Source organism: Fundidesulfovibrio putealis DSM 16056, assembly GCF_000429325.1.
Taxonomy (GTDB): Bacteria; Desulfobacterota; Desulfovibrionia; order Desulfovibrionales; family Desulfovibrionaceae; genus Fundidesulfovibrio; species Fundidesulfovibrio putealis.
This window is the reverse complement of sequence record NZ_AUBQ01000006.1, coordinates 72,616-97,072: the sequence shown is the minus strand read 5'-3', so window position 1 is coordinate 97,072 and position 24,457 is coordinate 72,616. Positions and strand designations below refer to the sequence as shown.

Sequence of the window (24,457 nt, the reverse complement as noted above, 5' to 3'; positions counted from 1 at the left end):
CACCGGCCTTGCAAGCCAAGCCGTCAGGCGATACACGCCCGGCCCACGGAGGGGAGCAATGCTTACGAATCTTGCGGTCGTGCTGTTTCGGCCCAAATTTTCCGAGAACGTCGGTTCCACGGCCCGGGCCATGGCCAACATGGGCTGTTCGACGCTCATCCTGGTGAGCCCGCAGGACTTCGATCTGGGCCGCGCGCGAGCCCTGGCCACGGCCAAGGGCTCGGACATCCTGGCGAACATGCTGGTGGTGGACGATCTGGCCCAGGCGCTGGCCCCCTACGAGACGGTCTATGGCACCACGGCCCGAGTGGGCGGCTGGCGCAAGGGGCTCCTCTCGCCCGAGACGGCGGCGGCCAGGGGCATGGAGGCCATCCGCGCCGGGGGCAGGGCCGCGCTGCTGTTCGGCCCCGAAGACAAGGGCCTGACCAACGACGAGACCAAGGTCTGCGGCAGGCTCATCAACATCCCCACCTCGGACGAGGCCACCTCGCTCAACCTGTCCCAGGCCGTGCTCATCCTTCTGTACGAGTTCATGAAGGCCGCCCAGGCCAAGCCCGAGGGGCGCGAGTATTCCGGCCCGCTGCCCGAATCGCGCGCGGCCAACCACAGCGAGCGCGAGGCCCTGTTCGCCAACCTGCGACAGACGCTGACCGCCATCGATTTCCTGAAGGACGACAACCCGGACTACTGGATGCTCCCGGTGCGCGGCTTCGTGGAGCGCGTGCGGCTTAACCGCAGCGAGTTCAACCTGCTCATGGGCGTGTGCAGGCAGGTGAAGTGGGCCGTGGGCCAGGGCGGCAAGAAGATCGCCGCGCCCGACAAACCTGAGACGGATTAGCCCCCGAACTGCGCCACCCGCCGGAAATACTCCTCGCGGCAGAAGTTCTCCACATCCAGAAGCGTGGCGAAGGGCTCGCGAAAGTCGTCCTGCCCCACGGCGAACAGGCCGTGCCCGTACACGATCACCCCGCGCCTGCCGACCATGGCCGGGGGCAGCGTGTTCACCAGCCCCTTGGGCCCCGTGCCCACCTCGCCCGGCACCACGGGCACGTCCTCGATGAAGCGCGGGGTCGTGCAATCCACGTGGCAGCGGCCAAGCTTGTCGCAGTCGAGCTTCTCGCAGTCCATGGACATGATCACGGCGAAGCGCGGGTGCCCGTGCAGGATGGCCCGCGCCCCGGCTTTCAGCACCACGCCCTGGTGGGCCATCAGCTCGCTTGAGGCTGTCAGCCCCGAGCAGGACGAGCCGTCCAGCGGGCAGGGGTCGATGCAGTCGGCCAGTTCGTCCAGGGACGAGCCGGTCTGGCTGATGCTCAGCATGTCGCCGGGGCAATACGAGATGTTGCCGAAAAACGAATCCACCAGCCCGTAATCCACGGTGGCCTTGCCCGCCTGGGCCATGGCCCGCTCGATCTCCGCGCGCTCGGTGAACGGCCCGGACATGAGGTCCGGCTGGTCGCGGCGCATGGGGGCCAGATGCTGCCTGGCCTTTTCGAAGGCAGCCTTGTAGGCGGGGTCGCTCACGCCCCGGCGCAGCATGGACAGGTAATCCGCGAAGAACTTGACGAAACAGGCGAAGCACACGGAACTGGCGCTGACGAAGGCCTGCTCCGGACTCACCGTGCCGTGGGCCACCACGCCTTTTCCGGGCACGATCACGCTTTTGCGGCGCCTGAGGGCCGAGGCGATGGCCTCCGGGGTGAACCCGGCCACCACGGGCAGGTCATGCAGGAAGGTGCGCGTCTCGCAGTCGCTGGGCATGACCGCCCCGCCGCTTTCGGCGGCGCGCGCAGCCAAAAAATCCACGATGGTGGCGTAGGGTTCGGCCAGGGGCAGAAACAGCAGCGAGTTTATGCTCATGCGCTCGAACACGCCGGTCAGCACCGGATTCTCCGGGGCCTCGCGGTTGAAGACCAGCGCGTCGTCCAGTCCGGCCAAAAGCGGCGCTCCGGGCGCAGTGAGCCTCGCCGCTTCGAGCTTGCGGGCGTACTTGTCCAGAAGTCTGATCATGAATCCTATTCTCCGGCGCGCTGGGCAGCGCGCCTACTCGTTTCGAAGATACGGCCAAGCCTTGCTGGACAGCATGCGCCACATGCCCGCCAGGGCCATGACCATGGTCAGCGCGATGGCCGCCCCCAGGGTGAACAGCACCGGCGCGGCGAAGAAGCTCCACTCCACCTGCATGTAGCGAGTCACGAAGAACCAGGACAGCCCGGCTCCCAGCACCAGTGCCGCGACGCCTGCGGACAGCCCGGCCAGCCCGTGCTCGCAGAGCATGATGGCCATGATGTCGCGGCGGCTGGCTCCGCAGACCTTGAAGATCACCGTCTCGTACACCCGCCGGGCCATGGCCGCGCGCAGGCTCTGCGCCAGCACAAGAAGGCCCGCCACCAGCGTGACCACGGCGCTGGCCCGCACGGCCAGGGCGATCTGCGCGGCCAGTCGGCCCACGTCGGCCAGGGCCTCGTCCACGCGCTGGATGCTCACGTTGCCGAAGCGCCCGCTCACCCGGTCGTACACCTGGTTGAAGGCGTCGGGGCGGGCCGGGTCCACGTAGGCGGTGGCCAGGAAGCTCATGGGCTCGTTGTCGATGACGCCCGGCGAGAGCACCAGGGCGTGGTTCAGCGACAAGGACAGCCAGTTGATGCGCCGCAGGCTGGCCACGGTCAGCTCCACCTCGCGCCCAAGGACGCTCACGGTGATGGTGTCGCCCACGGCAAGCCCCAGGCCCTTGGCGGCCTCGGCGTCCAGGGATACCAGCGGCGGGCCGGAATAGTCCGGGCTCCACCATTTACCGGCGGTCAGCTGCGTGGACTCGGGCATCTCGCGGGCGTAGCTCAGGCTGCGATCGCCGCGCACCACCCAGGACACGTTCTCCGGCACCACCAGCTGCTCCACGGGCACGCCCTTCACCGTGACCACGCGACCGCGCAGCGACGGGGCCGTCTCCACGCGGGTAACGCCGTCGATGGAGCCCAGGATGGCCTTGAACTCGTCCATCTGGTAGGGCTGCACGTCCAGGAAGAAGAATGACGGGGCATGGGCGGGCAGTTGCTCGCGCATGGCGTCCTGAAAATTGGCGTCGGACAACGAAACGGCAGCCAGCACCGTGAGCCCCAGGCCCAGGCAGGCCATCACAGAGCCCGTGGGGTTGCCGGGCCGGTACAGGCCGCGCAGCGCCAGGGAGAGGCGCGGGTCGGCGGGCTTGGGGATCAGCCGGGCCACGCCCTTGAGCAGCTTGGCCAGAAGCCAGAAGGCCACGGCGCAGGCCGCAGCCGAGCCCAAAAAGCCCCAGCCCAGGCGGGCGTCCGGGGCGGTGGCCAGCACCAGCCAGGCCATGCACAGCCCGAAGACGCCGCAGACGGCCAGGGCCACGCGCCCGGTGCGGTCCTTGGCCGGGACCGCGTATCCCCGGAAGAGCGAAAGAGGCGACACCCGCGTGCGAGACGACAGCGGCGGGATGGCGAACACCAGCGCGTTCAGCAGGCCAAACAGCCCGGCCAGCAGGAGCGCCCTGGGGTAGAGCCCGGCCTTTGGCGCAACTGGCAGCACGCTGGAAAGCGCAGGCGCGGCCAGATACCCGGCCATAGCGCCAACAGCAAGCCCAAGCGCGATGCCCAGGCCCGCCAGAAACATCACCTGCAGGAAGAATATCCAGAACACCTCGGAGGCTGGCGCGCCCAGGGCCTTGAAGGTGGCGATGGTGCGGGTCTTGGATTCCAGGTAGGCGGCCACGCCCTCAGACACGCCAAGTCCGCCGAGAAGCAGCGCCGAGAGGCCAACCAGGGCCATGAGCCCGGCCAGGCGCTGGAAGCCGTCGCGGATGGTGGGCGCGGCCTCCCCGGCGGTGCGCACCCGGATGCCGGGGTCCGTGAGCCCTTCCTTCATCGCGCCGGACGCAGCCTCGGGGTCGGCTCCGGCAGGAAGGGCCAAGCGGTACTCGTAGCGGGCCATGCTGCCGGGGCGGGCAAGGCCGGTGCGCTCCATGCCCGCGTCGGACACCAGGATGCGCGGCCCGAAGGCCAGAAGACGCATGGCCCGGTCCGGCTCCTGGGTCAGCACGCCGCGAATCTGGAACTCCCCATCGCCCACGCCGATGCGGTCCCCCACCGAGGCCCCGATGCGCAAGAGCAGGTCGGGGTGCACCACCGCGCCGAACAGGCCGCCCTGCTCGGCCAAAAGCTGCGCCAGATTCTGGCCGGCAGGCATGGCAGAGCCGACCAGCGCGGTCCCCAGCAGCGGATAGGCCCCGTCCACGGCCTTGAGCGACGCCAGGGCGCGCTTGCCGCCAGCGACGCCGTCATTGAAGACCATGGCCCGCATCTCCAGAACGCGCGAGACCCGACCCGCGCCCTCCAGGACCTTGAGCTCGCCCGGATTCAGCGGCCTGTGGCTCAGGCTGATCTCCAGGTCGCCCCCCATGAGGGAGGCGGCCTCGTCGGTCACCGCCGTCCTGAAGGCCTCGGACAAAGACCCCACCGAGGCGATGGCTGCAACGCCAAGCGCCAGGCAGGCCAGGAAGGTGCACAGGCCGCGCACGCTGGCGCGCATCTCGCGCCGGGCCAGACGAAGGGCCAGGGGCAGGCGCAGGCTCACGCTCCGCCTCGCGGCCCGATACGCACGAAGGCCTTTAGTACCTGGAGTTGCATTCGTTCAGTTCGTTGTTGCAGTTGGCCACGCAGGCGGCGCGCTGGTTGGCGTTGCGGATGGTATTGCAGTATCTGGCGCAGCGGTCCCACAAAATGTTGCACTGGGCCTGTACCCGGCGGGAGTAGGCTTCGTAGCTCTCGCCGGCATAGGGGGCCATGGAATTCCCGCCGAAATAGCGCTGGTTGTGCCTGCGCCATTCGTCGTCATACCACTGCTGGTAGGCGCGCTCGCGCTTTTGCTCCTCGCGCAGACGCCTGCGCTCCTCGCGCCTGTATTCCTCTTCGCGCCTGCGCTCCTCGCGCCAACGCTCCCTTTCGTCGGGATAATAGGGGCCTGGGGGAGGATACGGCCCGTACTGGGCGTACTGCGTTCCGGCCTGGGCCTTGGCCCCTTCCGGAATCAGGGCAGAAACTGCGAGCAGACATGCGACAACGAGAAGAACCGTCCGTGTGTTCATTTGTACTCCGATAACATGTGAATACCAGGGCATCCCATCAGCACGGTTCCCGTGGGAAGTCAACGCCCGGCTTGACCTCGCGCCTTCGGAAGCCCAAAATGGCTGTCACATTGAACGCCCTCAAGGAGCCTGCCATGCCCCAAGCCACACCAAGCAAAGTCTATTTCGCCAACCTGCGCGCCAGGGGTCCCAAAGAGAACAAACTGGCCCGCATCGCCAAGCTCTTCGATCAGGCCGGATTCAAATCCCTGGCCGCCAAGAACGCCCTGACCGCCATCAAGGTCCACTTCGGGGAGCTTGGCAACGACACCTTCGTCAGCCCCGTGCTCATCCGGGCCGTGGTGGACCGCCTGAAGAAACACGGCGCGGCCCCGTTCCTCACCGATACCGCCACCCTGTACTCCGGCTCCCGCCACAACGCCGTGGACCACCTGCGCACCGCCTCTCTGCACGGTTTCGGCCCGGACACCGCCGGAGCGCCGGTGATCATCGCCGACGGACTGCGCGGCAACGACTGGCGCGAGGTGGAGATCGGGTGCAAACATTTTGCGTCTGTGAAGATCGCCTCGGCCATCCTGGACGCCGACGCCATGATCGCGGTGAGCCACTTCAAAGGCCACGAGATGGCCGGTTTCGGCGGCGCGGTCAAAAACCTGGCCATGGGCTGCTCCCCCCCGGCTGGCAAGCGCGACCAGCACTCGCCCCGCTTCGAAGTGAAGCAGAGCGCCTGCATCGGCTGCGCCGAATGCCTGAAGGTCTGCCCTGAGAACGCCATCAGCTTTGCGGAGAAGAAGGCCACGATCGACAAATCCACCTGCATCGGCTGCGGCGAATGCATGACCGTGTGCGCCTCCAAGGCCATCTCCATGGACTGGGCCACGCAGCTCGGCCCGTTCACCGAGAAGATGGTGGAGTACGCCCTGGGCGCGGTGAAGGGCTGCCAGGGCAAGGTGGGCTATTTCAACTTCCTGGTGAACATCACCCCGGACTGCGACTGCGTGCCCTGGTCGGACGCGCCCATCGTGCCCGATATCGGGATACTCGCCTCTTTTGATCCGGTTGCCATTGACAAAGCATGCCTTGATCTGGTGAATCAGCAGTCCGGCTTGCCGGGTTCGCAACTCGCGGCCAACCACGGCCCGGGCGAACACAAGTTCCTGGGGCTCTGGAAACACACCCTGGGCGACCTTCAACTCTCCTACGCGGAAGAGATCGGCCTGGGGTCGCAGCGCTACGAACTTGTAGAAATCTGAGGTCTCAGGACGCCCTCCCGGCATCCGCGAGACCACATCCAGACAGGAACATGACCGGCCCCGCCTCGCCCAGGCGGGGTCTGTCCGACGTTTCTCAGCCAGCCATGAGGAACGCGACGGCCATCACAACCCACCCAAGACATCGAAGGAGTTTCCTCCCAATGGACCAGAAGACGGCCAACCCGGCCCCCGTAGGCCTGCTCGGCTTCGGCATGACCACCATCCTCCTGAACATCCACAACGCCGGTTTCTTTCCCATCAGCGCCATGATCCTGGCCATGGGCATATTCTACGGCGGCATCGCCCAGGTGATCGCGGGCATCCTGGAATACAAGAAGGGCAACACCTTCGCCTACGTGGCCTTCACCAGCTACGGCATGTTCTGGCTGACCCTGGTGTTTCTGATCGTGGCCCCCAAGATGGGCATCACCACCGCCACCGAGCACGCCTACATGGGCTGGTACCTGTGCGTGTGGGGCGTGTTCACCTTGTTCATGTTCATCGGGACGCTGAACAAGGGCCCGGTGCTCAAGTTCATCTTCGGCTCCCTGACCGTGCTCTTCTTCCTGCTGGCCATACGCGACTGGACAGGGTCCGAGCTGATCGGCACCATCGCGGGCTGGGAAGGCATCGTGTGCGGCGCTTCCGCCTTCTACCTGGGCATGGCCGAGGTGCTGGAAGAGGCCCGGGGCCGCAAGATCCTCCCCTATTAGTCCGCCCAACTTCGAGCAGATACCGCCCCAATCGAGGGGCCGGGAGGCTTGCCGCCTCCCGGCCCCTCGACTCCCATTGGCCTCCGTGGTAGGAAGAGAAAAAAAGGGGAGTGCTTCAAGGTATTTCTCTTTTCCGCCCGGTTTGTCCTTTGGTGGTCAAAGGCCATTTCCCCGCCGGGCGGTTTTTTCACACACATCCCGCGGAGACACTCGTGGACAAGATACAAGCCCAGGCGCTTCAGGTGGCCAAAGAGATCGTGGTCAAGTTCGTGGAGACCGGGCGCATCTCGCCGTCGAACTTCACCGACCATTTTTCCAGGATCTACCTGGAAGTGCTGCGCACCATCTCCGACCACACGCCCTACCCCGGCGCTCCCTCCGGAGCCTCGCCGCAGACCTCGCAGGACGCGGACTAGCCCATGAGTTCCGATCACGGCCAGCGCGTGGCCTCCATGTTCGGCCGCATCGCGGGCTGGTACGACTTCCTGAATCATTTCCTGAGCCTGGGGCTGGACATTCTGTGGCGCAGACGCCTGGTGGACCACCTGGCCCTGCCCAAGGACCGCCCAAGCCGCCTGCTGGACCTGGCCGCCGGGACCATGGACGTCTCCCTGGAAGCGGCCGGACGCCACCCCAAATGCCGCGTCACTGCGGCCGACTTCTGCCTGCCCATGCTGGTCGAGGGCACGAAGAAGCTCGCGCGGCGCGGCGTGAAATCAATCGACCCGGTGCAGGCCGACGGCAGGGCGCTGCCCTTCGCGGACGAACGCTTCGAGGCGGCCTCCATCGCGTTCGGCATCCGCAACATCCGCCCCCGCAGCGAGGCTTACGCGGAGCTCTTGCGTGTGCTAAAGCCCGGCGGGCGCTTGTGCATCCTGGAGTTCGGATCGGGAAAACAGCGGATTCTTGGCGGCATCTACAATTTTTATCTGGACCGGCTGCTGCCTGTGATCGGAAAGGTATTCTCCTCGGACGACGGCGCGTACCGCTATCTGGCCGACACCATACGGGAATTTCCGGACGCGGACGCCCTGGCGGCTGAGATGCGCGCCTCGGGATTCGCTGAGGTGAGCTGGGAAAAGCTGGCCTTCGGGATCGTGGTGATCCACGTGGGCGTGAAAAAGACGTAAGTCGCCCGGACCTGGGCGGCGTTTGCGGAACTCAGGGATTCGGGAAGGCGGGAACGGCGCGGCGAAAGCCTAGCCTGACCGGCGCATGATCCAGACCAGGGTGACCCCCACGGCCATGGAGGCCATGCCTATCAGGCGCAGGGAGCGCGGCGGCATGGCTGAAAGGGTGCGAAGAACCTTGGGCATCTTTTCCGCAAAGAGAAAATAAGGCATGCCCTCGATTACCAGGGCGAGCCCGATGGCCATGGCAAGAAGTTTGAAGTCGATGTTCATCCGAAGAAAGTAGACCCAGGGCGTCGTTCTGTCCAGCCCGCAGGGCATGTCCGCCCGCCCAGGTCGGCTTGATGCCGGGGGGAAAGTCCTGTAATGACGCTTCTCCCCTGATACCAGAATGGAGATACAGAATGGTCACGTTCGAGGAACTGAACTCCCGCAAGACATCCATCGCGATTGTCGGCCTGGGGTATGTGGGCCTGCCGCTGGCCGTTGCTCTCGCCAGACATTTCGCCGTTGTCGGCTTCGATATTTCCGCGCGGCGCATCGATCGCCTGCGCCAGGGCTTCGACGACACGGGCGAGGTGGACAACGCCGCCCTGGTCGCCAATCCCATTGAATATACCTGTGATCCGGCCCGCATCGCGCAGTGCGGCGTGGTCATCGTGGCGGTGCCCACCCCCATCGACTCCCACCGCAGCCCTGACCTGCACCCGGTGCGCTCCGCATCCGTCACCGTGGGCAAGAACCTCGCCAAGGGCAGCGTGGTGGTGTTCGAGTCCACCGTCTATCCCGGCCTGACCGAGGAAATCTGCCTGCCGCTCCTGGAGGAGCACTCCGGGCTCAAGGGCGGACAGGACTTCTTCATCGGCTACTCCCCCGAGCGCATCAACCCCGGCGACAAGGTCAACACCCTGGAAACCATCGTCAAGGTGGTGGCCGGACAGACCGACGAGGTGCGCGAACTGCTCTGCCAGGTCTACGGCACGGTGGTTCGGGCCGGGGTGCACCGGGCCAGCTCCATCAAGGTGGCCGAGGCCGCGAAGATCATCGAGAACACCCAGCGCGACCTGAACATCGCCCTCATGAACGAGCTGGCCCTCATCTGCGAGAAAGTCGGCATCGACACCCTGGAGGTGCTGGAGGCCGCCGGGTCCAAATGGAACTTCCTGCCCTTCCGGCCCGGCCTGGTGGGCGGCCACTGCATCGGCGTGGACCCCTATTACCTGACTTTTCTGGCCGAGGGCCTGGGCCTGCACCCGCAGGTGATCCTGGCAGGCAGGCGCATCAACGACTCCATGGGCAAGCACGTGGCCGAAGTGTGCATCAAGCGCCTGATCGCGGCCAAGCGGCCAGTCAGCGGGGCCACCGTGGGTGTGTGGGGCCTCACCTTCAAGGAGAACGTCCCGGACCTTCGCAACACCAAGGTGGTGGACGTGATCCGCGAGCTCGAGGAGTACGGCGTGCGCGTGCTGGTGCACGATCCAATGGCCGACCCGGAAGAGGCCATGCACGAATACGGCCTGACGCTCTCGCCCCTGGAGGAGTTCACGAATCTCGAGGCGCTCATCGTGGCCGTGGGGCATCAGTCCTACAAAGCGACACCCGCCGGGGACCTCGCAAAGCGCTTCGCCGCCCCCCGGGGCGGGCTGGTCATGGACATCCGTGGCACCCTGGACAGAAAGGCCCTGACCGAGGGCGGACTGGACTACTGGAGGCTGTAGCGTGGACCCTATTCCCCGCCTCGACTGCTCGGGCGACTGCTGAAAGGGCTTTCTGGAAGCGAGTTCGCTTCTCAAGGCCCTGGAGAGCGGCGGGCTGATCGAGGTGGAGATATGCCCGCAACAGAAACGCAAGCTGGAGCTGGTGTCGCAGCACCGCAAATCGGAAATCATCGAGTTGCGAGACATCGGCCTGGGGAAATTCGTGGCCGTGGTCAGAAAGATCTGACCCGGCGCTTTGACAGGAAACGCCGAGCATGACCAGTCACCCGGCTCCCAAACGGCTCCTGGCGCTGGTGACGGCCACGGCGGTCGAGATGCGTGCGGCTTTGGCCGGGATATCGGCTGGCGCAGCCGGATACGCGGTCCCGGAGCGGGGCGCTGCCGTTGCGGATATTTTCGGGCGCGACGCGCTCCTGGTGGTCACGGGCGTGGGCCCGGTGAACGCGGCGCTTGAAATGGGCGCTGTTCTTGGGCGATACGACATTTCCGGCGTGCTGAACCTGGGGCTGGCAGGCAGTTTCGATCTGACTGCCGCGCCGCTGGAGTCGGTGGTCGCGGCCAGCCGGGAGGGGTTTCCCGAATACGGCGTCGTCTCGGGGGAAGAACCCGCCGACGCGTCGGGCTTTCCCTTCCCCCAGTGGGAGGACGCAGCCGGGCGGGTGCTCCAGTCCCTGGAGCTGGCCCCGGACGACGACGCCGCAGAGCTCGGGCTCGTCTTGCCCGATACGGTACGGCGGGGTGCGGCCCTGACCGTGGCGGGCGTCACCGGCTCCTTCGAGCGGGCGCGGGCCATGGCCGAACGGCACGGAGCGCTCACCGAGAGCATGGAAGGTTTCGCCCTGGCGCTGGCCTGCCGCACACGCCAGACGCCTTTTCTGGAAGTCCGGACCATCTCCAACCGGGTTGGAGAGCGCGACCGGACCAATTGGAAGCTCAAGCAGGCCCTGGAGGGCCTTGGGAGCGCGCTGGCCGGGCTTTTCCCGGCGCGGACGCCCCAGACAAACCGGGGATAACCCGACAAGACCATATCATGATGCTTAAATTCGCCTCGTACATGTCCCGTGAGCTTCCCCTGATAGAGGAATGTCTTCGCAGCCACGTCTCGCAGCTCAATCCGTACGTGCTGCCCACGGCGCAGCACGTGCTCAAGGCGGGCGGCAAGCGTCTGCGCCCCCTGCTGACCATCCTGTGCGCGCGCGCCCTGGGCTACCGGGCAAACGACGTCTACCCCCTGGCATGTTCCCTGGAGCTTTTGCATTCGGCCACCCTGCTCCACGACGACATCCTGGACGGCGCGGAGCTTCGGCGCGGCCAGCCCGCCGCGCACACGCTTTTCGGCGCCACGTACACCATCCTGGCCGGAGACGTGCTGCTGGCCCTGGCCAACACCATGGTGGCCGCCTACGGAAAGCCCTCCCTGACCGCCTGCCTGTCCGACGCCATCCTGCGCACCGCCAGCGGCGAGATCGAGGAAATAGCCCGCATCCGCGACGTGGACCTGACCATGGACGGCTACCTGGACATCATCATCGGCAAGACCGCCTGCCTGATCCAGTCCGCCTGCCGGGCCGGAGCACTGCTGGCCGAGGCCCCCGCTGCGCTCCAGGACGCCGCCGCCGATTACGGCATGAACCTGGGCGTGGCCTTCCAACTGGTGGACGACGCCCTGGACTACACCTCGCCCAAGGAAGTGTCGGGCAAGCCCAAGGGCTCCGACATCCGGGAAGGCAAGCTCACCCTGCCGCTCATATTCTATCTGGAAAGCCTCTCTCCTGCTGCACGCGAAGGGTTTACAAAAGCCTTCAAAGAGAACACAGTTCCAGAGGTAGAATTGGAAGCGGCACTAACAGCCGTTGCCTCCGGCGGTTTCGCAGACAGAACCAGGGCCATGGCGTCCTCCTACCTGGACAAGGCCAGACAAAGCCTGGACGGTTTCCCGGACAGCGAAGAGACAGAGCTGTTGCTCGCGGCCCTGGAGGGCATGGCCAAACGGGACAAGTAACCCGGACATCCGCCTATGACCACACTTATCGCCTCCCTTCGCCAGTGCATGAAGATCACCTTCCCGCCGGTGATGCTTCAGCTCTTGGAGGAGGCGGTCAAGCCCAGCCCCGACTTCGAGGTCCTCGCCAGGACTCTGGGCATGGACCCGGTGCTCACGGCCACGGTGCTCACCCTGGCCAACTCGCCCTATTACGGCTCCGCCCAGAAAGTGACGGACCTGAAGCGGGCCGCCACCATCCTGGGCACCCGCGAGATACTCAAGATCGCCCTGTCCATCACCTACCAGAAGCACCTGAACGATGCCTTCAAGAAGCGCGGCATCGACTTCTTCGCCAACTGGCGCCTCACCATCTGGTCGGCCATCGCCGCCGAACTCCTGGCCGAGAAGCTTTGCCCCGAGATGGCCGACCAGGCCTACCTCACAGCGCTTTTAAAGGACATCTCGCTCCTCTTGCTCATCTGCTCCGACCCCGACAGGTTCCAGGGCGCGAGCCACGGCCCGGTGATCACCGCCTACGTCCCCGGCCAGATCGAAGAGGAGCGCGACCTCTGGCGCACAGATCACTGCCAGCTCACCTCCGAGCTGCTGGAGGACCTGAGCATCCCGGTCCCCAACCCGGCCTGCATAGAGAACCACCACGATTTCGACTCGGTCGACAGCTACGATCCCCTGACCCAGGCCATCATCCTCGCCACGCGCTGGTCCGAGATGGAGCTGGCCTCCGCCGCCAACCCCACGGCGGTCATCCTGTTCCGGGCCGCGCTCAAGCGCCGCCTGGAGCTGGACTCCGAGGCCATGGACGCCCTGCTCACCAAATGCACGCAGCGGTTCCAGTCGGTGCTGACCACCCTGGGCATCGCCGAATCCGCCCCCGACGAACGCTATTACCAGCACACCGTGAAGCTCATGCAGGAGTACCACTTCCTGGCCTCGGAAATATCCCAGGCCGCCGGAAGCAAGGTCGACGTCGCCAATGTGGCGGCGCGCCACCTGCGCTGGGAATGGGGGCTGGAGAGCTGGGAGCTGGCCCTGGGCGTCCCCGAATACCACGACTGGGACCTCTTCTCCTGCACGCCGGAGGGGGGCATCGTTCACGCCAAAGCCCAGAACGGCTACGAATCGCTGCCCTGGAACACCTCAAAGGCGCTCTCGTACGCCGTCACCGCCGAGGGGCGCGTCATGGGTGAATTGCGCCTGTCGCGCAAGGGTCTCACCGAGGAGACAATCCGGCAGGTTGCCCTCTACATGCGCTTCTTCAGCCAGAGCTACGAGCATTTCGCCCTGCGCCAGACCGTGCTGGAGCTGAAAGCCCATACCCTGGACCAACTGCCCGTGGGCGTGGCCAGGCTCTCGCCCAAGGGCGCGATCCTTGAGATCAACCAGCGCTTGCGGACCTTCCTGAACCTCCCGGAGAACAGCCGGGGCAAGGACCTCTGGACCGCGCTCGGCGAAGGCAAGGACTTCTCCCGCGACTCCCAGTGGGAAGGCTTCCTGTCCGACCCGGCCAGCACGTCGCTGCACAAGATCTTCTGCCTCTGGCAGGGCGAGCACCATGACCGCGACGCCTGCGTCTATCTGGCGGCCGAAAAGCGCCTGTGGCAGGGCCGCGACGAGATCCTTCTCTTCCTCGAAGACGTAAGCCTGGTTTCCGGCTGGGAGTTCAAGGCTCTCAAGCAAGGGGAATTTTTGGAGAAACTGGTGCGCTCCATGCGAGACGCCGTGTTCACCATCGACCACACCGGGCGCATCACCTTTGCCTCCCCCCGCGTCTCACAGCTTCTGGAGAAGAACCTGTTCCAGGCGGCCAAGCCCGTGTCCAGCCACCAGGGGGGCTGGGGTCCGGACATGCTCTCGGGCGCTCCCGGTCCGGTGGAGACCGTCCTCTCCGTGGGCGAGGACCTGGGGCACACCCTGGAGCTGGTCTTCTCGCCGCTGCCCAAGAGCCCCGGCTCGCAGCGCCAGTGGCTGGTGGTGGGCCGAGACATAACCGTGGTGCGCCGCCTTGAGGAGAAGCTCAAACGCCTGGCCCTGTTCGACGGCCTGACCGGGCTTTTGAACCACTACCAGTTCCACGTGATCCTGGACCGGGAAGCCCAGCGCTCCAAACGCACGGGACGGCGCATGGGCATCCTGTTCTTCGACCTGGACCGCTTCAAGGCCATAAACGACAGCCAGGGGCACCAGGCAGGCGACGACGCCCTGCGCACGGTGTCGCGCATCATAAAATCCAGGCTGCGCGTGGGCATGGACTACCCCTGCCGCTACGGCGGGGACGAGTTCGCCGTGGTGGTCACAGAGATCGAGCCTCCCCAGTTGGAGAATCTGGCCAAGCGCATCGGCTCGGCCATCGAGGAGCACTTCGAGGGCACCCTGGGGATGAGCTGCGGCATGGCCATGCTGGGTACGGACGAATCCCCCTCGTCGCTGCTTAGGCGCGCGGACAAGGCGTCCTACAACGCCAAGAACCAGGGCGGACGCCGCAACCTCTGGGCTCCGGAGGAGAACGCTTCCTGACGGCTCCCTTCGGGCAGGCGGAAGCTGGCCGCGCCGCCCTGAAATTCACTGCGAATGAACGGACCAAGTTTCGCCCCGGTAGCCCAAAGACGCTCCGGGGCGCGTCATGACCGGCCTGCCGCGCGCATAGGCGCACCGGCACAGGCCGCAAAATCAGAACACTCTCCGCGAGGACATCCGCCATGCTTTTTCGGGTTGAAGTAGCTCCCAAGTCCAACCTTCCTGACGTTCCCGGCCGCCGCGCCGCCATGCGCATCACCCACGAACTGGGAGTGCCCGTGGACGACGCGTCCGTAGTCAAGACCTACACCGTGGCCGGTCTCTCCAGGCAGGACCTGGAAAAAGTTGTCGAAGCAGCTGCCCTGCACGACCCCGTCTCCCACGTTGCGTCGCTTACGCCGCTGGCCTCGGGCTTCGACTGGATCGTGGAGGTGGGCCTGCGCCCCGGCGTCACCGACAACGAGGGCCGCACCGCGCGCGAGACCCTGGCCCTGGTGCTGGGCCTCAGCCGCCAGCAGGCCAAGTCCCTGGCCGTATACGCCTCCAGCCAGTACGCCCTGCGCGGCCAGCTCTCGCGCGAGACCGTGGAGCACATCGCCCGCGACCACCTGTGCAACGAGCTGATCCAGCGCTTCGAGATAAAGTCCGCCGCCGAGTGGGCCGAAAAGCCCGGCTTCGAGGCCAAGGCCGCCCAGGTCACGGGCCAGTCCCTGGACGAGGTGGCGGCCATCGACCTGTCCGCCATGTCCGACGAGGAGCTCATGGCCTTCTCGCGCGAGAACGTGCTGGCGCTCTCGCTGGAAGAAATGCAGGCCATCCGCGCCCACTACGCCCGCCCCGAAGTCACAGCGGCTCGCAAGGCCGCCGGGCTGGGCGCGCACCCCACCGACGCCGAACTCGAAGTGCTGGCCCAGACCTGGTCCGAGCACTGCAAGCACAAGATCTTCGCCGCCGACATCGAGTACGAGAACACCGAGACGGGCCGGAAAGAATCCATCAAGAGCCTCTACAAGACCTACGTGCAGGGCTCCACATCGACCATCCGCAGGAACATGGGCGCGTCCGACATCTGCCTGTCCGTGTTCAAGGACAACGCGGGCGTGATCCGCTTCACCGACGACCACCACCTGTGCGTCAAGGTGGAGACCCACAACTCTCCCTCCGCCCTGGACCCCTACGGCGGAGCCCTGACCGGCATCGTCGGCGTCAACCGCGACCCCATGGGCACCGGAATGGGCGCGAACCTTTTGTGCAACACCGACGTGTTCTGCTTCGCCTCGCCCTTCTACGACCAGCCCCTGCCCCCGCGCCTTTTGCACCCCCGCCGGGTGATGGAAGGCGTGCGCGAGGGCGTGGAGCACGGCGGCAACAAGTCCGGCATCCCCACGGTGAACGGCTCGGTGGTGTTCCACGAACGCTTTCTGGGCAAGCCCCTGGTGTTTTGCGGCACCGTGGGCATCATGCCCGCCCTGGTTAACGGCAAGCCCAGCCAGGACAAGCGCGCCCTGCCCGGCGACATCATCGTCATGACCGGCGGACGCATCGGCAAGGACGGCATCCACGGCGCGACCTTCTCGTCCGAGGAACTGCACGAGGGCTCCCCGGCCACGGCGGTGCAGATCGGCGACCCCATCACCCAGCGCAAGATGTACGATTTCCTCATGCGCGCCCGCGACATGGGCCTGTACCACGCCATCACCGACAACGGCGCTGGCGGCCTGTCCTCGTCTGTTGGCGAGATGGCGGGCGACTCCGGCGGCGCGCTTCTGGACCTGTCCAAGGCCCCGCTCAAGTACGACGGCCTGCGCCCCTGGGAGATCCTGCTGTCCGAGGCGCAGGAGCGCATGACCGTGGCCGTGGGGCCGGACCAGATCGAACGCTTCCTGGCATTGGCCGCCGAAATGGACGTGGAAGCCACTGCGCTCGGCACGTTCACCGACACGGGCATTTTCGCGGTCACCTACGGCGACAAGCCCGTGGCTCTGCTGGACATGGATTTTCTGCACGAGGGAACCCCGCGCATGGTGCTGGACGCCGTCTGGGAGCGCCCCGCCGTCAAGGAGACCCCGGCCCCGGCGTCCGTGGATCATGGCGGACTGCTCAGGCGCATGCTGGGCAGGCTGAACATCTGCTCCAAGGAGTACATGATCCGCCAGTACGACCATGAGGTGAAGGGCGCGAGCGTGGTCAAGCCCCTGGTGGGCGTGGAGCGCGACGGCCCGGCCGACGCCGCCGTGATGCGCCCGGTGCTCGGGCGCAAGGAGGCCCTGGTGCTCTCCCACGGCATCTGCCCCAAATACTCCGACCTGGACGCTTACTGGATGATGGCCGGGGCCATCGACGAGGCCGTGCGCAACGCCGTGGCCGCCGGCGGAGACCTGGCCCACATGGCGGGCGTGGACAACTTCTGCTGGTGCGACCCGGTCCAGTCCGAAAAGACCCCGGACGGCAAGTACAAGCTGGCCCAGCTGGTGCGCGCCAACCAGGCCCTGGCCCACTTCTGCCACGCCTACGGCGTGCCCTGCGTCTCCGGCAAGGACTCCATGAAGAACGACTACACCGGCGGCGGTGAGAAGATCTCCATCCCGCCCACGGTGCTCTTCACGGCCATGTCCGTGATCCCCGACGCCTCCCAGGCCATGACCTCCGACTTCAAGCAGGCAGGGGACGTGATCTACGTGCTGGGCCTGACCCGCCCGGAACTGGGCGGCTCAGAGCTGGCCGACGAGCTCGGTTTCGTCAGCGCCGCCGTGCCCCAGGTGGACGCGCTGTCCGCCAGGAAGCGCTACCAGAGCGTGCGCAAGGCCGCACAGGGCAAGCTGCTGAACGCCTGCCACGACTGCTCCGACGGCGGACTGGCCGTGGCCCTGGCCGAGATGTGCGTGGGCGGCAGGCTCGGCGCGGAGGTGGACCTCTCCCGCGTGCCCGTAAGCTCCGACTGCGTCTCGCCCCTGGAGACACTCTACTCGGAGAGCCACTCGCGCTTCGTGGTGAGCGTGCCCTCCGGCAACGTGCCCAGCTTCGAGAAGGTCTTTGCCGGGCAGTGGATGGCCCCCATCGGGCGCGTTACCGACAGCGGCAAGCTGGTTGTGACATGCGGCGGAGAGGCCGTCCTGAGCGAAGACGTGGAAACGCTGGCCGACGCCTTCAAGGCAACGCTCGACTGGTAACGGGAAACGACATCGAACCACGGACGGCGGGAGCCCTTGCTCCCGCCGTTTTTCATTTGGCGCTTCGCGCAAGACGCCTCGGCAACGCTCTTTCGTTTCGCGACACGTTGCTCCCCCCGGCAAAACCACGCCACCGCAGTGCCCAGACTGCTTGAAGCTTCCGCTCCGGACGTATCCCCGTTCGGACTGGCCTCCCGGTTGCGTACTCCACCGGGCTGCAACTCCCCTGATGCATGCCACGTAATCGGGAAACCATCCTATTTACGCTATTTCGCGATATAATGTGAAAATTCGTGTTGCTCTCAACACAATATGGCCGTAACAGGACCCCGAAGTATTTATTCACTCAACCTGAGCCGTAGGGGGTTGGGCATGCGCGCCGCAGCCGTTCTCCTTGGTGTTGTGTTGATTCTCGGGTTTTCGCTCGCCGGGTTCGCCGCGCAGCCGAAATCCTTCATCGGTTCCAAAGCCTGCTCGGAGTGTCACCAGAAGGAATATGCGTCCTTCTCCAAGTTCTCCAAGAAGGCGCACTCGTTCAAGTCCATCCAGATCATGTCCGCGAAGCTCGAACCTGCCGAGCTTCGGGAATGCTACGCCTGCCACACCACGGGCTATGGCCAGCCCGGCGGCTTCGTGAGCGTCGAGAAAACCCCGGAGCTGGCCAACGCCGGATGCGAGGTCTGCCACGGCCCCGGGTCCGAGCACGCCCAATCCGGCGACAAAAGCCTCATCCAGACAAAACTGACTGTCGAGCAGTGCCAGACCTGCCACAACGAACAGCGGGTCAAATCCTTCGGGTTCAAGCCGATGCTTTTTGGCGGCGCGCATTAGCGCTTCGATTGCCGGGTGTGGTCCCTGCGCCGCGTTCATCTTGAACGAGCCTCGCGGCTCAGCCTTGCGAACCGTATGAGCGATTTTCGAGCACGCAGCACGAGGAGGATTCGGGCATGCACCTGTTTTACCAGTCGTTAGGCGTCCGGGTTCTTCTGCTGATCACGGCGGTCTCCGTGGTGGTTTTCGGGGGACTGTTCGCGGCCAACACAGCCTGGCAGAACCGATCCACCATGGAGCTGGTCTCGGCCAGCTCGGAGCGCACCGCCGACCTCATCCTCATGGCCGTGGAAGAGCCCATGCGCCTGGGCAAAAACACCGAGACCGCCCACGTGTTCGAGAAGGTGGCAAAGCGCGACGCGGCCTCCACCATCTTCCTCACTGACTTCAAGGGCAACGTCACCTACTCCACGGACAAGGCCGCCCTGCGAAAGGATCTCGCCCCCCTCCTGGGCAACCAGGACGTGAGCGCCCTGGTTGCCAGGAGCCTCGCCGGGTCGGAAGGCTCCGCCCGCACCAGCCAGGGCGGCAAGCACCTGCTGGCCATGACCAAGCCCATCAAAAACGAACCCGAGTGCCATCACTGCCACGGCTCGGCCAAGGCAGTGCTCGGCGCGGTGGTCGTCATGCAGGACATCTCCCCCACCGTGGCCCAGACCGGACGCGACCAGCTCATGGGGGCGCTCATCTCGCTGGCCGGGCTGCTGCTGCTCCTGGGGCTGGTCACCTGGTTCATGCGCCGCGCGGTGCTTAACCGCATCCGCACCATCGCCTCCAACACGTCGCTGGTGCGCCAGGGCCGCCACGACGTGGACTTCACCATGTCCGGCCAGGACGAGCTCTCAGGCCTCTCGCGCGATCTGGCGGGCATGGTGCGCACCATCCAGGACCAGCTCGAGTACAACAAAAGCGTCCTGGCCGGCATGAACATACCCGTCTTCGTGACCGACGAATCCGGCGAGTTCTGTTTCGTGAACCCGCAGCTGGCCGAAATCCTGGGAAAAGACGTGACAGACCTGGCCTGCCGCCACGCGGACATCACCCTGAGCGAGGGCGGCGCGCCCATCACCCTGGCTGCGGACGTGATGAAGTCCGGACAGGCGGCAAGCGGCAAGCTCCACTACGAGCGCGGCGACGGCGTCATTTTCCCGCTGCACTATGAAATTTCGCCCCTGCGCGGCGCGAAAGGGCAGGCCCTGGGCGTCATCGCCGTGTTCATGGACCTCACGGAGGAAGAAGAGGCCAAGCTGCGCATCGAGGAACAGCGCATGAACCTCATGGAGGTGGCCCAGGAAGTGCGCCGCGTGTCGGCCGACCTGTCCTCATCCGCCAGGGAGCTGTCCCAGCAGATGGAATCGCTGGCTTCAAGCGTGGATGAGACCGCCGCACAGACCTCCACGCTGACCAAGGCCATGGACCAGATGAACGACACGGTGCTCGAAGTGGCCAGAAACGCCGGGGAGACCGCCAAGGCCTCGGACAAGGCCAACACCGTGGCCAGGGAAGGCGGACAGGAGGTCACCCGCACAGCCAGCGAGACGCGCCTGGTGGCATCGAGGGCCGAAGAGCTGGCCGGTTCGCTGGGAGAGCTCAAGGACCGCGCCATGAACATCGGCAGGATCATGGACGTGGTGGGCGACATCGCCGACCAGACCAACCTGCTGGCCCTGAACGCGGCCATCGAGGCGGCCCGAGCCGGTGACGCCGGGCGAGGCTTCGCCGTGGTGGCCGACGAGGTGCGCAAACTGGCAGAGAAGACCATGCAGGCCACCGCCGAAGTGGCCCAGGCGGTCACGCAGATCCAGGACGGCACCAGCCGCGCGGCATCCGGCATGGCAGGCACCAAGGACGCCGTGGAGCAGGCTGCCGCCATGGCCGAGGGAACCGGCAAGGTCTTTGCGGACATCGTGGAGCAGTCCAACCGCATCGCGGACATGATACGGACCATCGCCTCGGCGGCAGAGGAGCAGTCCTCCACCAGCGAGACCATCAACGAGAACGTGGGCCACATCAACGGCCTTTCGCAGGACATCGCCGCACGCATCCAAGAGGCCAACCAGCGCATCAGCTCCGTGCGCGACATGTCCAACCATCTGGCGAGGCTTGCGGAAAAATTTTCGGGCCAGAGCGAATCGCGACAAGCACTTCAGGCTTGACAATGTCCCCCTGTTGGAAAGATAGAATTAAAACCGTGAGCCGGGCTTTGTAGTCATCTCCTCCCAGGCAGATGCCCAAACCCATTCACAACGGCTGGTAAACCGGGTATAGCCCGCTTGTTCGGAGCGTTACGCCGCTTCGATTGTAGTCAGGAGCCTTGACCTCTTTGCCGCTCAGGCAAGGATTCGCCCTTGGGCGAACCCGGCGCTGAGGGCCAAAAGATGGTAGCTTGCTCCCGACATTTCTTCAGGAGGCCACATGGATAAGTACGTCTGCAACGTCTGTGGATATGTGTACGATCCCGCCGAGGGCGACCCCGAAAACGGCGTCTCCCCCGGCACCAGCTGGGATAAAGTGCCCGACGACTGGGCCTGTCCCGTCTGCGGAGCACCCAAAAGCGAATTCGTCAAGGAATAAGCCCGTCTTGCAAAGGGCCCGCCGCCCCGCCGGGCGGCGGGCCCTTTGCCTTTCTTCCATCCCCCCCCTTTCGAGGTACCGAAATGACTGCCGCCGAGATCAAAAAAGACATATACTGGATTGGCGCCGTGGACTGGGACCGCCGCAACTTCCACGGCTACTCCCTGTCCCCCCAGGGCACCACATACAACGCGTTTCTCATCAAGGACCAGAAGAACACCGTCATCGACACGGTTGAAGACCGTTTCGCCGGGAAACTTCTGTGCAACATCGCCCACGTGATGCCGCCCTCCGAGGTGGACTACATCGTGGTCAACCACGTGGAGCCCGACCACTCCGGCGCGCTGCCCGAGCTGGTGAAAGCCTGCAAGCCCGAGAAGATCTTCTGCTCTGTCATGGGCGAAAAGGCCCTCAAGGAATACTACGACATTTCGGGCTGGCCGCTCCAGGTGGTCAAGACCGGCGACAGCGTCTCCATCGGCAGCCGCACCCTGCGCTTCGTCGAAACCCGCATGCTGCACTGGCCCGACTCCATGATGACCTACGTGGAGGAAGACAAGCTCCTTATCTCCTCCGACGCCTTCGGCCAGAACTACGCCACCTCCGCGCGCTTCGCCGACGAGGTGGACCAGGGCGAACTGGCCAGGCAGCTGTCGCGCTACTACGCCAACATCGTGCTGCCCTTCTCCTCCGTGACGCTGAAGCTCCTGGACGAATTCGGCAAGCTGGGCTGGCCCGTGGACATGATCGCCCCGGACCACGGCCTGATCTGGCGCGGCGAGGGCGTGGCCCGCGTGCTGGACGACTACCGCCGCTTCGCCCTGCAAAAGCCCGTCAACCGTGCCGTGGTGTTCTACGACACCATGTGGCGCTCCACCGAGAGGATGGCCCACGCCATCGCCGAAGGGCTGGTCGAGGCCGGAACCCCCGTGCGGGTGATGTCGCTCAAGTCCGACCACCACTCCGACGTGATGGCCGAGGTGTTCGAGGCCGGGGCGGTCGTGGTGGGCTCCGCCACCCACAACAACGGCGTGCTGCCCCTGGTCTCAGCCATGCTGACCTACATGAAGGGCCTGAAGCCCCTGAACAAGGTCGCTGCGGCGTTTGGCTCCTATGGCTGGAGCGGCGAGTCCCTCAAACTGGTAAACGAAGCCCTGGCCGCCATGCACTTCGACATGGTGGAAGGCGTGCGCGCCAAGAACAGGCCCACCCACGACCAGCTCAAGGCCTGCGTGGAGATGGGCCGCAACGTGGCCAAGACTCTCCAGGCCAAGATCGCAGCCTCCTGAATCACATAGCGCATCTCAAAGGGGGGCGGCTTGGCCGTCCCCCTTTTGCATGTTCCAGCGACTGTAACTGAGCCCAATACGCCCGGCTCTGTCTTGCATGCGGGCATCGGACCGCCGCGTCTGTTGCACTGTCCGCGTTGACCGTGCCCTGGAAATTTGCTAAATCTTGCCTTTGGATACTTTATCCTGTCAGTTTGAGCATTTAGCTCACCTTGCCCTAACCAGCATCATAAAGAATGACTTATACTCTGATCCAAGCCCTTCGAGGCCTGCTATGCGTGGGCGTCGTGTTCATGCATATCAAGATATATCTCGCACGCTCGGGCGATCCGTCCCTTTTTGACTTCATGCCGAACATCTTCGGCGGCATCCCCTGCGGTTTTTTCGCAATATCCGGTTATTTCATGGCCTTCCTGGTGGACCGCTGCGCTCCCAACTTCCTGGTGCAACGCCTGCTGCGCGTCTATCCCACCTACTTCCTGGTGGTGGCCATATCGTTTGTGTTGCGTGCCTTCACCAGCATGCCGCTTGATTTCGACAACCTCCCCGCCGTTCTTTCCCTGCTGCCCTTCGGCATGGGCAAGAGCTACAAGCTGGGCATAGAATGGACCCTGGTCTACGAGATCTGGTACTATTTCATCTGCGCCTTCTTCTGCCGCCCGAAATGGAACCGGCACTTCCCGGCGTTCCTGCTGGCATGGCTGTTCGCGGTGATCCTCTCGGACATCTCCGGCTTCACGCCGCCCAAGCCGCTGCCGAACGTCGCCTCCATCTGGCTCTCCATCTGGAACTACTCCTTCATCCTGGGCGCGCTGACATTCTATTACATCCAGCGCAGAAACGAACCCGCGACGCAGGCCTGGGCCGCCCAGGTGGCCCTGGCGACCACCTGCGTCATCTCGGTGCTGTACTCGCAGGCCTACGCCGTGCTGTACACCCTGGGCGTGATTTCCTGCCTGCTCATCGACTGGCTCATCCGCCTGGAGAGCCGGGTGCGCTCCCCCAGACTGCTGGCGCAACTGGGCGACTACTCCTACGCGCTCTACCTTGTGCACTCCAACATCATCATCCTGGTACTGGACCGCTGGACAGCCATTACCGGCCAGCCTCCCGGACTCATCGCCGGGCTCATCGCCCTGGTTTTGTGCATGGGGGCCTTCTGGTACCTGGGACAGGTGGACGTCTCACTGCACAAGCTCCTGAAAACCTGGGTGAACCGCGCCCTGGCCGAGGGCCTGGCCATGACCCTGCGCAGGCACATGCCCTGGCTTCAGGCTGTGGCCCCGCTGGACAAGAACAAGCCCTAGCAGCACCCCCCTGCTAAACATGGGTACGCCTGCAGACATATTGCAGAACCTCACGCCCTTGCCTTCAAGACCTCAATGCAGATTTAGGTCTGTCCTGAGTCTCCACGCGGGTTGATTCCCGGCGCCGCCCCGGCGCGGACCTGATGGCTTCATGCCCCCTGACATTGACAACCCGCTGCCTCTGCCTCGGCGCGCAGGAAATCCCTGCGGCATTGCTCGGAAAAATACCGCATATTCCCCTGATTCGCGTTGACAGGTTTCAGGCATAGGCATATGAGACAAACAAGCTCTTATTTGTCCTACTGAGGAACCGCATGAAACTGACCCGTGCCGCCGAATACGCCATCCGCTGCGTGCTCTACCTGGCCAAACGCCCCCCGGGGCAACTGGCCAGCCGCCGCGAGGTGTCCGAGGCCATGGACATCCCCATGGCCTTCCTGGGCAAGATCGTCCAGGGCCTGGCCAAGGCGGGCGTCCTGGTGGTGCGCCAGGGAGCGCGCGGCGGTTATGAATTGGCGCTTCCCCCGGGCGATATTTCTCTGCTAATGGTCGTGGAAGCCATCGACGGAGAAATACTGGTGAATGAGTGTCTTTCCAGGCCCCAGGAATGCGGACGCAGCCGTTTCTGCGCCGTGCACCGCGTCTGGGACAAGGCCAGGACGCAGTTTCGGGACACGCTGCGTTCGGCGAGCTTTTCGGATCTGGCGGCCAGCGACGACTGCCCCGGCTCCGACGTGCACGCCAAACGCAACGTCCCCGTGGCCAGACTCCCCTGAGAGCCGGATGCCGCGCAGTTTGTCCAGAGTGCGGCGAAGCAGTGCAGTGAGTGGTTAAGGAATTGGAGTT

Annotated in this window: 21 protein-coding genes; 17 read left to right on the top strand and 4 right to left on the bottom strand. The window is 65.1% G+C overall.

The window, feature by feature from the left end:
* Positions 1 to 58 precede the first annotated feature (58 nt).
* Entirely contained in the window at positions 59 to 838 is a 780-nt protein-coding gene (locus G453_RS0107740; protein ID WP_027190595.1) for an RNA methyltransferase, read from the top strand.
* Here the strand turns inward: G453_RS0107740 and G453_RS0107735 are convergent.
* Genes G453_RS0107735 through G453_RS0107725 form a run of 3 tightly spaced genes read right to left on the bottom strand, consistent with a single transcriptional unit; the run spans position 835 to position 5,107 of the window.
* Positions 835 to 2,010 (bottom strand): class II aldolase/adducin family protein, encoded by a 1,176-nt coding sequence (locus G453_RS0107735; protein WP_027190594.1) that lies wholly within the window; start codon positions 2,008 to 2,010, stop codon positions 835 to 837. The two genes, G453_RS0107740 and G453_RS0107735, sit on opposite strands and share 4 nt — an antisense overlap.
* A gap of 33 nt (positions 2,011 to 2,043) precedes the next feature.
* Positions 2,044 to 4,596, bottom strand: a complete 2,553-nt coding sequence (locus tag G453_RS0107730) for an ABC transporter permease (protein WP_027190593.1) — start codon at positions 4,594 to 4,596, stop codon at positions 2,044 to 2,046.
* A gap of 34 nt (positions 4,597 to 4,630) precedes the next feature.
* Positions 4,631 to 5,107 (bottom strand): hypothetical protein, encoded by a 477-nt coding sequence (locus G453_RS0107725; RefSeq protein ID WP_027190592.1) that lies wholly within the window; start codon positions 5,105 to 5,107, stop codon positions 4,631 to 4,633.
* A gap of 134 nt (positions 5,108 to 5,241) precedes the next feature.
* Between G453_RS0107725 and G453_RS0107720 the strand changes: the two genes are divergently transcribed.
* The 4 genes from G453_RS0107720 (at position 5,242) to G453_RS0107705 (ending at position 8,203) form a co-directional block, all read left to right on the top strand.
* Positions 5,242 to 6,360: a DUF362 domain-containing protein gene (locus G453_RS0107720; RefSeq protein WP_027190591.1), complete on the top strand. Its 1,119-nt coding sequence runs from the start codon at positions 5,242 to 5,244 to the stop codon at positions 6,358 to 6,360.
* Positions 6,361 to 6,521: 161 nt separating this feature from the next.
* Positions 6,522 to 7,073, top strand: a complete 552-nt coding sequence (locus G453_RS0107715) for an acetate uptake transporter (RefSeq protein WP_027190590.1) — start codon at positions 6,522 to 6,524, stop codon at positions 7,071 to 7,073.
* A gap of 212 nt (positions 7,074 to 7,285) precedes the next feature.
* A complete protein-coding gene (locus G453_RS27835; RefSeq protein WP_043645001.1) occupies positions 7,286 to 7,489 on the top strand; it encodes a hypothetical protein in 204 nt (67 codons plus the stop codon).
* Between the two features lie 3 nt (positions 7,490 to 7,492).
* Complete coding sequence (locus tag G453_RS0107705) at positions 7,493 to 8,203, top strand: ubiquinone/menaquinone biosynthesis methyltransferase (RefSeq protein ID WP_027190589.1); 711 nt, start codon at positions 7,493 to 7,495, stop codon at positions 8,201 to 8,203.
* Between the two features lie 69 nt (positions 8,204 to 8,272).
* Here G453_RS0107705 and G453_RS0107700 read toward each other — a convergent pair whose 3' ends face one another.
* Entirely contained in the window at positions 8,273 to 8,524 is a 252-nt protein-coding gene (locus G453_RS0107700) for a DUF2065 domain-containing protein (RefSeq protein ID WP_235731718.1), read from the bottom strand.
* A gap of 83 nt (positions 8,525 to 8,607) precedes the next feature.
* Between G453_RS0107700 and G453_RS0107695 the strand changes: the two genes are divergently transcribed.
* The 12 genes from G453_RS0107695 (at position 8,608) to G453_RS0107640 (ending at position 24,387) form a co-directional block, all read left to right on the top strand.
* Entirely contained in the window at positions 8,608 to 9,921 is a 1,314-nt protein-coding gene (locus G453_RS0107695) for a nucleotide sugar dehydrogenase (RefSeq protein WP_027190587.1), read from the top strand.
* 103 nt (positions 9,922 to 10,024) lie between these two features.
* Positions 10,025 to 10,147: a hypothetical protein gene (locus G453_RS29005; RefSeq protein ID WP_268870768.1), complete on the top strand. Its 123-nt coding sequence runs from the start codon at positions 10,025 to 10,027 to the stop codon at positions 10,145 to 10,147.
* 28 nt (positions 10,148 to 10,175) lie between these two features.
* A complete protein-coding gene (mqnB, locus tag G453_RS0107685; protein WP_027190586.1) occupies positions 10,176 to 10,934 on the top strand; it encodes a futalosine hydrolase in 759 nt (252 codons plus the stop codon).
* A gap of 20 nt (positions 10,935 to 10,954) precedes the next feature.
* Positions 10,955 to 11,923, top strand: a complete 969-nt coding sequence (locus G453_RS0107680) for a polyprenyl synthetase family protein (RefSeq protein ID WP_027190585.1) — start codon at positions 10,955 to 10,957, stop codon at positions 11,921 to 11,923.
* Between the two features lie 15 nt (positions 11,924 to 11,938).
* On the top strand, positions 11,939 to 14,440 hold the full coding sequence (locus G453_RS0107675) for an HDOD domain-containing protein (RefSeq protein WP_027190584.1): 2,502 nt from the start codon (positions 11,939 to 11,941) through the stop codon (positions 14,438 to 14,440).
* Positions 14,441 to 14,622: 182 nt separating this feature from the next.
* Positions 14,623 to 17,610: an AIR synthase-related protein gene (locus G453_RS0107670; RefSeq protein ID WP_027190583.1), complete on the top strand. Its 2,988-nt coding sequence runs from the start codon at positions 14,623 to 14,625 to the stop codon at positions 17,608 to 17,610.
* 372 nt (positions 17,611 to 17,982) lie between these two features.
* On the top strand, positions 17,983 to 18,441 hold the full coding sequence (locus G453_RS0107665) for a cytochrome c family protein (RefSeq protein WP_027190582.1): 459 nt from the start codon (positions 17,983 to 17,985) through the stop codon (positions 18,439 to 18,441).
* 116 nt (positions 18,442 to 18,557) lie between these two features.
* Positions 18,558 to 20,597 (top strand): methyl-accepting chemotaxis protein, encoded by a 2,040-nt coding sequence (locus tag G453_RS22950; protein ID WP_051271980.1) that lies wholly within the window; start codon positions 18,558 to 18,560, stop codon positions 20,595 to 20,597.
* Between the two features lie 259 nt (positions 20,598 to 20,856).
* Positions 20,857 to 21,015 carry a rubredoxin gene (gene rd, locus G453_RS27105; protein ID WP_084502168.1) on the top strand — a complete coding sequence of 53 codons (159 nt, stop codon included), beginning with the start codon at positions 20,857 to 20,859 and terminating at the stop codon, positions 21,013 to 21,015.
* 83 nt (positions 21,016 to 21,098) lie between these two features.
* Positions 21,099 to 22,304, top strand: coding sequence for an FprA family A-type flavoprotein (locus G453_RS0107650; protein WP_027190581.1), 1,206 nt, complete (start codon positions 21,099 to 21,101; stop codon positions 22,302 to 22,304).
* Between the two features lie 236 nt (positions 22,305 to 22,540).
* Positions 22,541 to 23,611: an acyltransferase family protein gene (locus G453_RS0107645; protein WP_084502167.1), complete on the top strand. Its 1,071-nt coding sequence runs from the start codon at positions 22,541 to 22,543 to the stop codon at positions 23,609 to 23,611.
* Positions 23,612 to 23,925: 314 nt separating this feature from the next.
* The gene (locus G453_RS0107640; RefSeq protein ID WP_027190579.1) at positions 23,926 to 24,387 is read left to right on the top strand and encodes an RrF2 family transcriptional regulator; all 462 of its coding nucleotides are present in this window, start codon (positions 23,926 to 23,928) and stop codon (positions 24,385 to 24,387) included.
* The last annotated feature ends 70 nt before the right edge of the window (positions 24,388 to 24,457 follow it).

Excerpts from the sequence above, each read along its gene's own strand:
- G453_RS0107740 (WP_027190595.1), top strand. The coding sequence starts at position 59 with ATGCTTACGAATCTTGCGGTCGTGCTGTTTCGGCCCAAATTTTCCGAG.
- G453_RS0107675 (WP_027190584.1), top strand. The coding sequence starts at position 11,939 with ATGACCACACTTATCGCCTCCCTTCGCCAGTGCATGAAGATCACCTTC.
- G453_RS0107680 (WP_027190585.1), top strand. The coding sequence starts at position 10,955 with ATGCTTAAATTCGCCTCGTACATGTCCCGTGAGCTTCCCCTGATAGAG.
- G453_RS0107665 (WP_027190582.1), top strand. The coding sequence starts at position 17,983 with ATGCGCGCCGCAGCCGTTCTCCTTGGTGTTGTGTTGATTCTCGGGTTT.
- G453_RS0107640 (WP_027190579.1), top strand. The coding sequence starts at position 23,926 with ATGAAACTGACCCGTGCCGCCGAATACGCCATCCGCTGCGTGCTCTAC.
- G453_RS0107645 (WP_084502167.1), top strand. The coding sequence starts at position 22,541 with ATGACTTATACTCTGATCCAAGCCCTTCGAGGCCTGCTATGCGTGGGC.
- rd (WP_084502168.1), top strand. The coding sequence starts at position 20,857 with ATGGATAAGTACGTCTGCAACGTCTGTGGATATGTGTACGATCCCGCC.
- G453_RS0107715 (WP_027190590.1), top strand. The coding sequence starts at position 6,522 with ATGGACCAGAAGACGGCCAACCCGGCCCCCGTAGGCCTGCTCGGCTTC.
- G453_RS0107720 (WP_027190591.1), top strand. The coding sequence starts at position 5,242 with ATGCCCCAAGCCACACCAAGCAAAGTCTATTTCGCCAACCTGCGCGCC.
- G453_RS0107670 (WP_027190583.1), top strand. The coding sequence starts at position 14,623 with ATGCTTTTTCGGGTTGAAGTAGCTCCCAAGTCCAACCTTCCTGACGTT.
- mqnB (WP_027190586.1), top strand. The coding sequence starts at position 10,176 with ATGACCAGTCACCCGGCTCCCAAACGGCTCCTGGCGCTGGTGACGGCC.
- G453_RS0107735 (WP_027190594.1), bottom strand. The coding sequence starts at position 2,010 with ATGATCAGACTTCTGGACAAGTACGCCCGCAAGCTCGAAGCGGCGAGG.
- G453_RS0107700 (WP_235731718.1), bottom strand. The coding sequence starts at position 8,524 with ATGCCCTGCGGGCTGGACAGAACGACGCCCTGGGTCTACTTTCTTCGG.
- G453_RS0107705 (WP_027190589.1), top strand. The coding sequence starts at position 7,493 with ATGAGTTCCGATCACGGCCAGCGCGTGGCCTCCATGTTCGGCCGCATC.
- G453_RS0107725 (WP_027190592.1), bottom strand. The coding sequence starts at position 5,107 with ATGAACACACGGACGGTTCTTCTCGTTGTCGCATGTCTGCTCGCAGTT.
- G453_RS22950 (WP_051271980.1), top strand. The coding sequence starts at position 18,558 with ATGCACCTGTTTTACCAGTCGTTAGGCGTCCGGGTTCTTCTGCTGATC.
- G453_RS0107695 (WP_027190587.1), top strand. The coding sequence starts at position 8,608 with ATGGTCACGTTCGAGGAACTGAACTCCCGCAAGACATCCATCGCGATT.
- G453_RS0107650 (WP_027190581.1), top strand. The coding sequence starts at position 21,099 with ATGACTGCCGCCGAGATCAAAAAAGACATATACTGGATTGGCGCCGTG.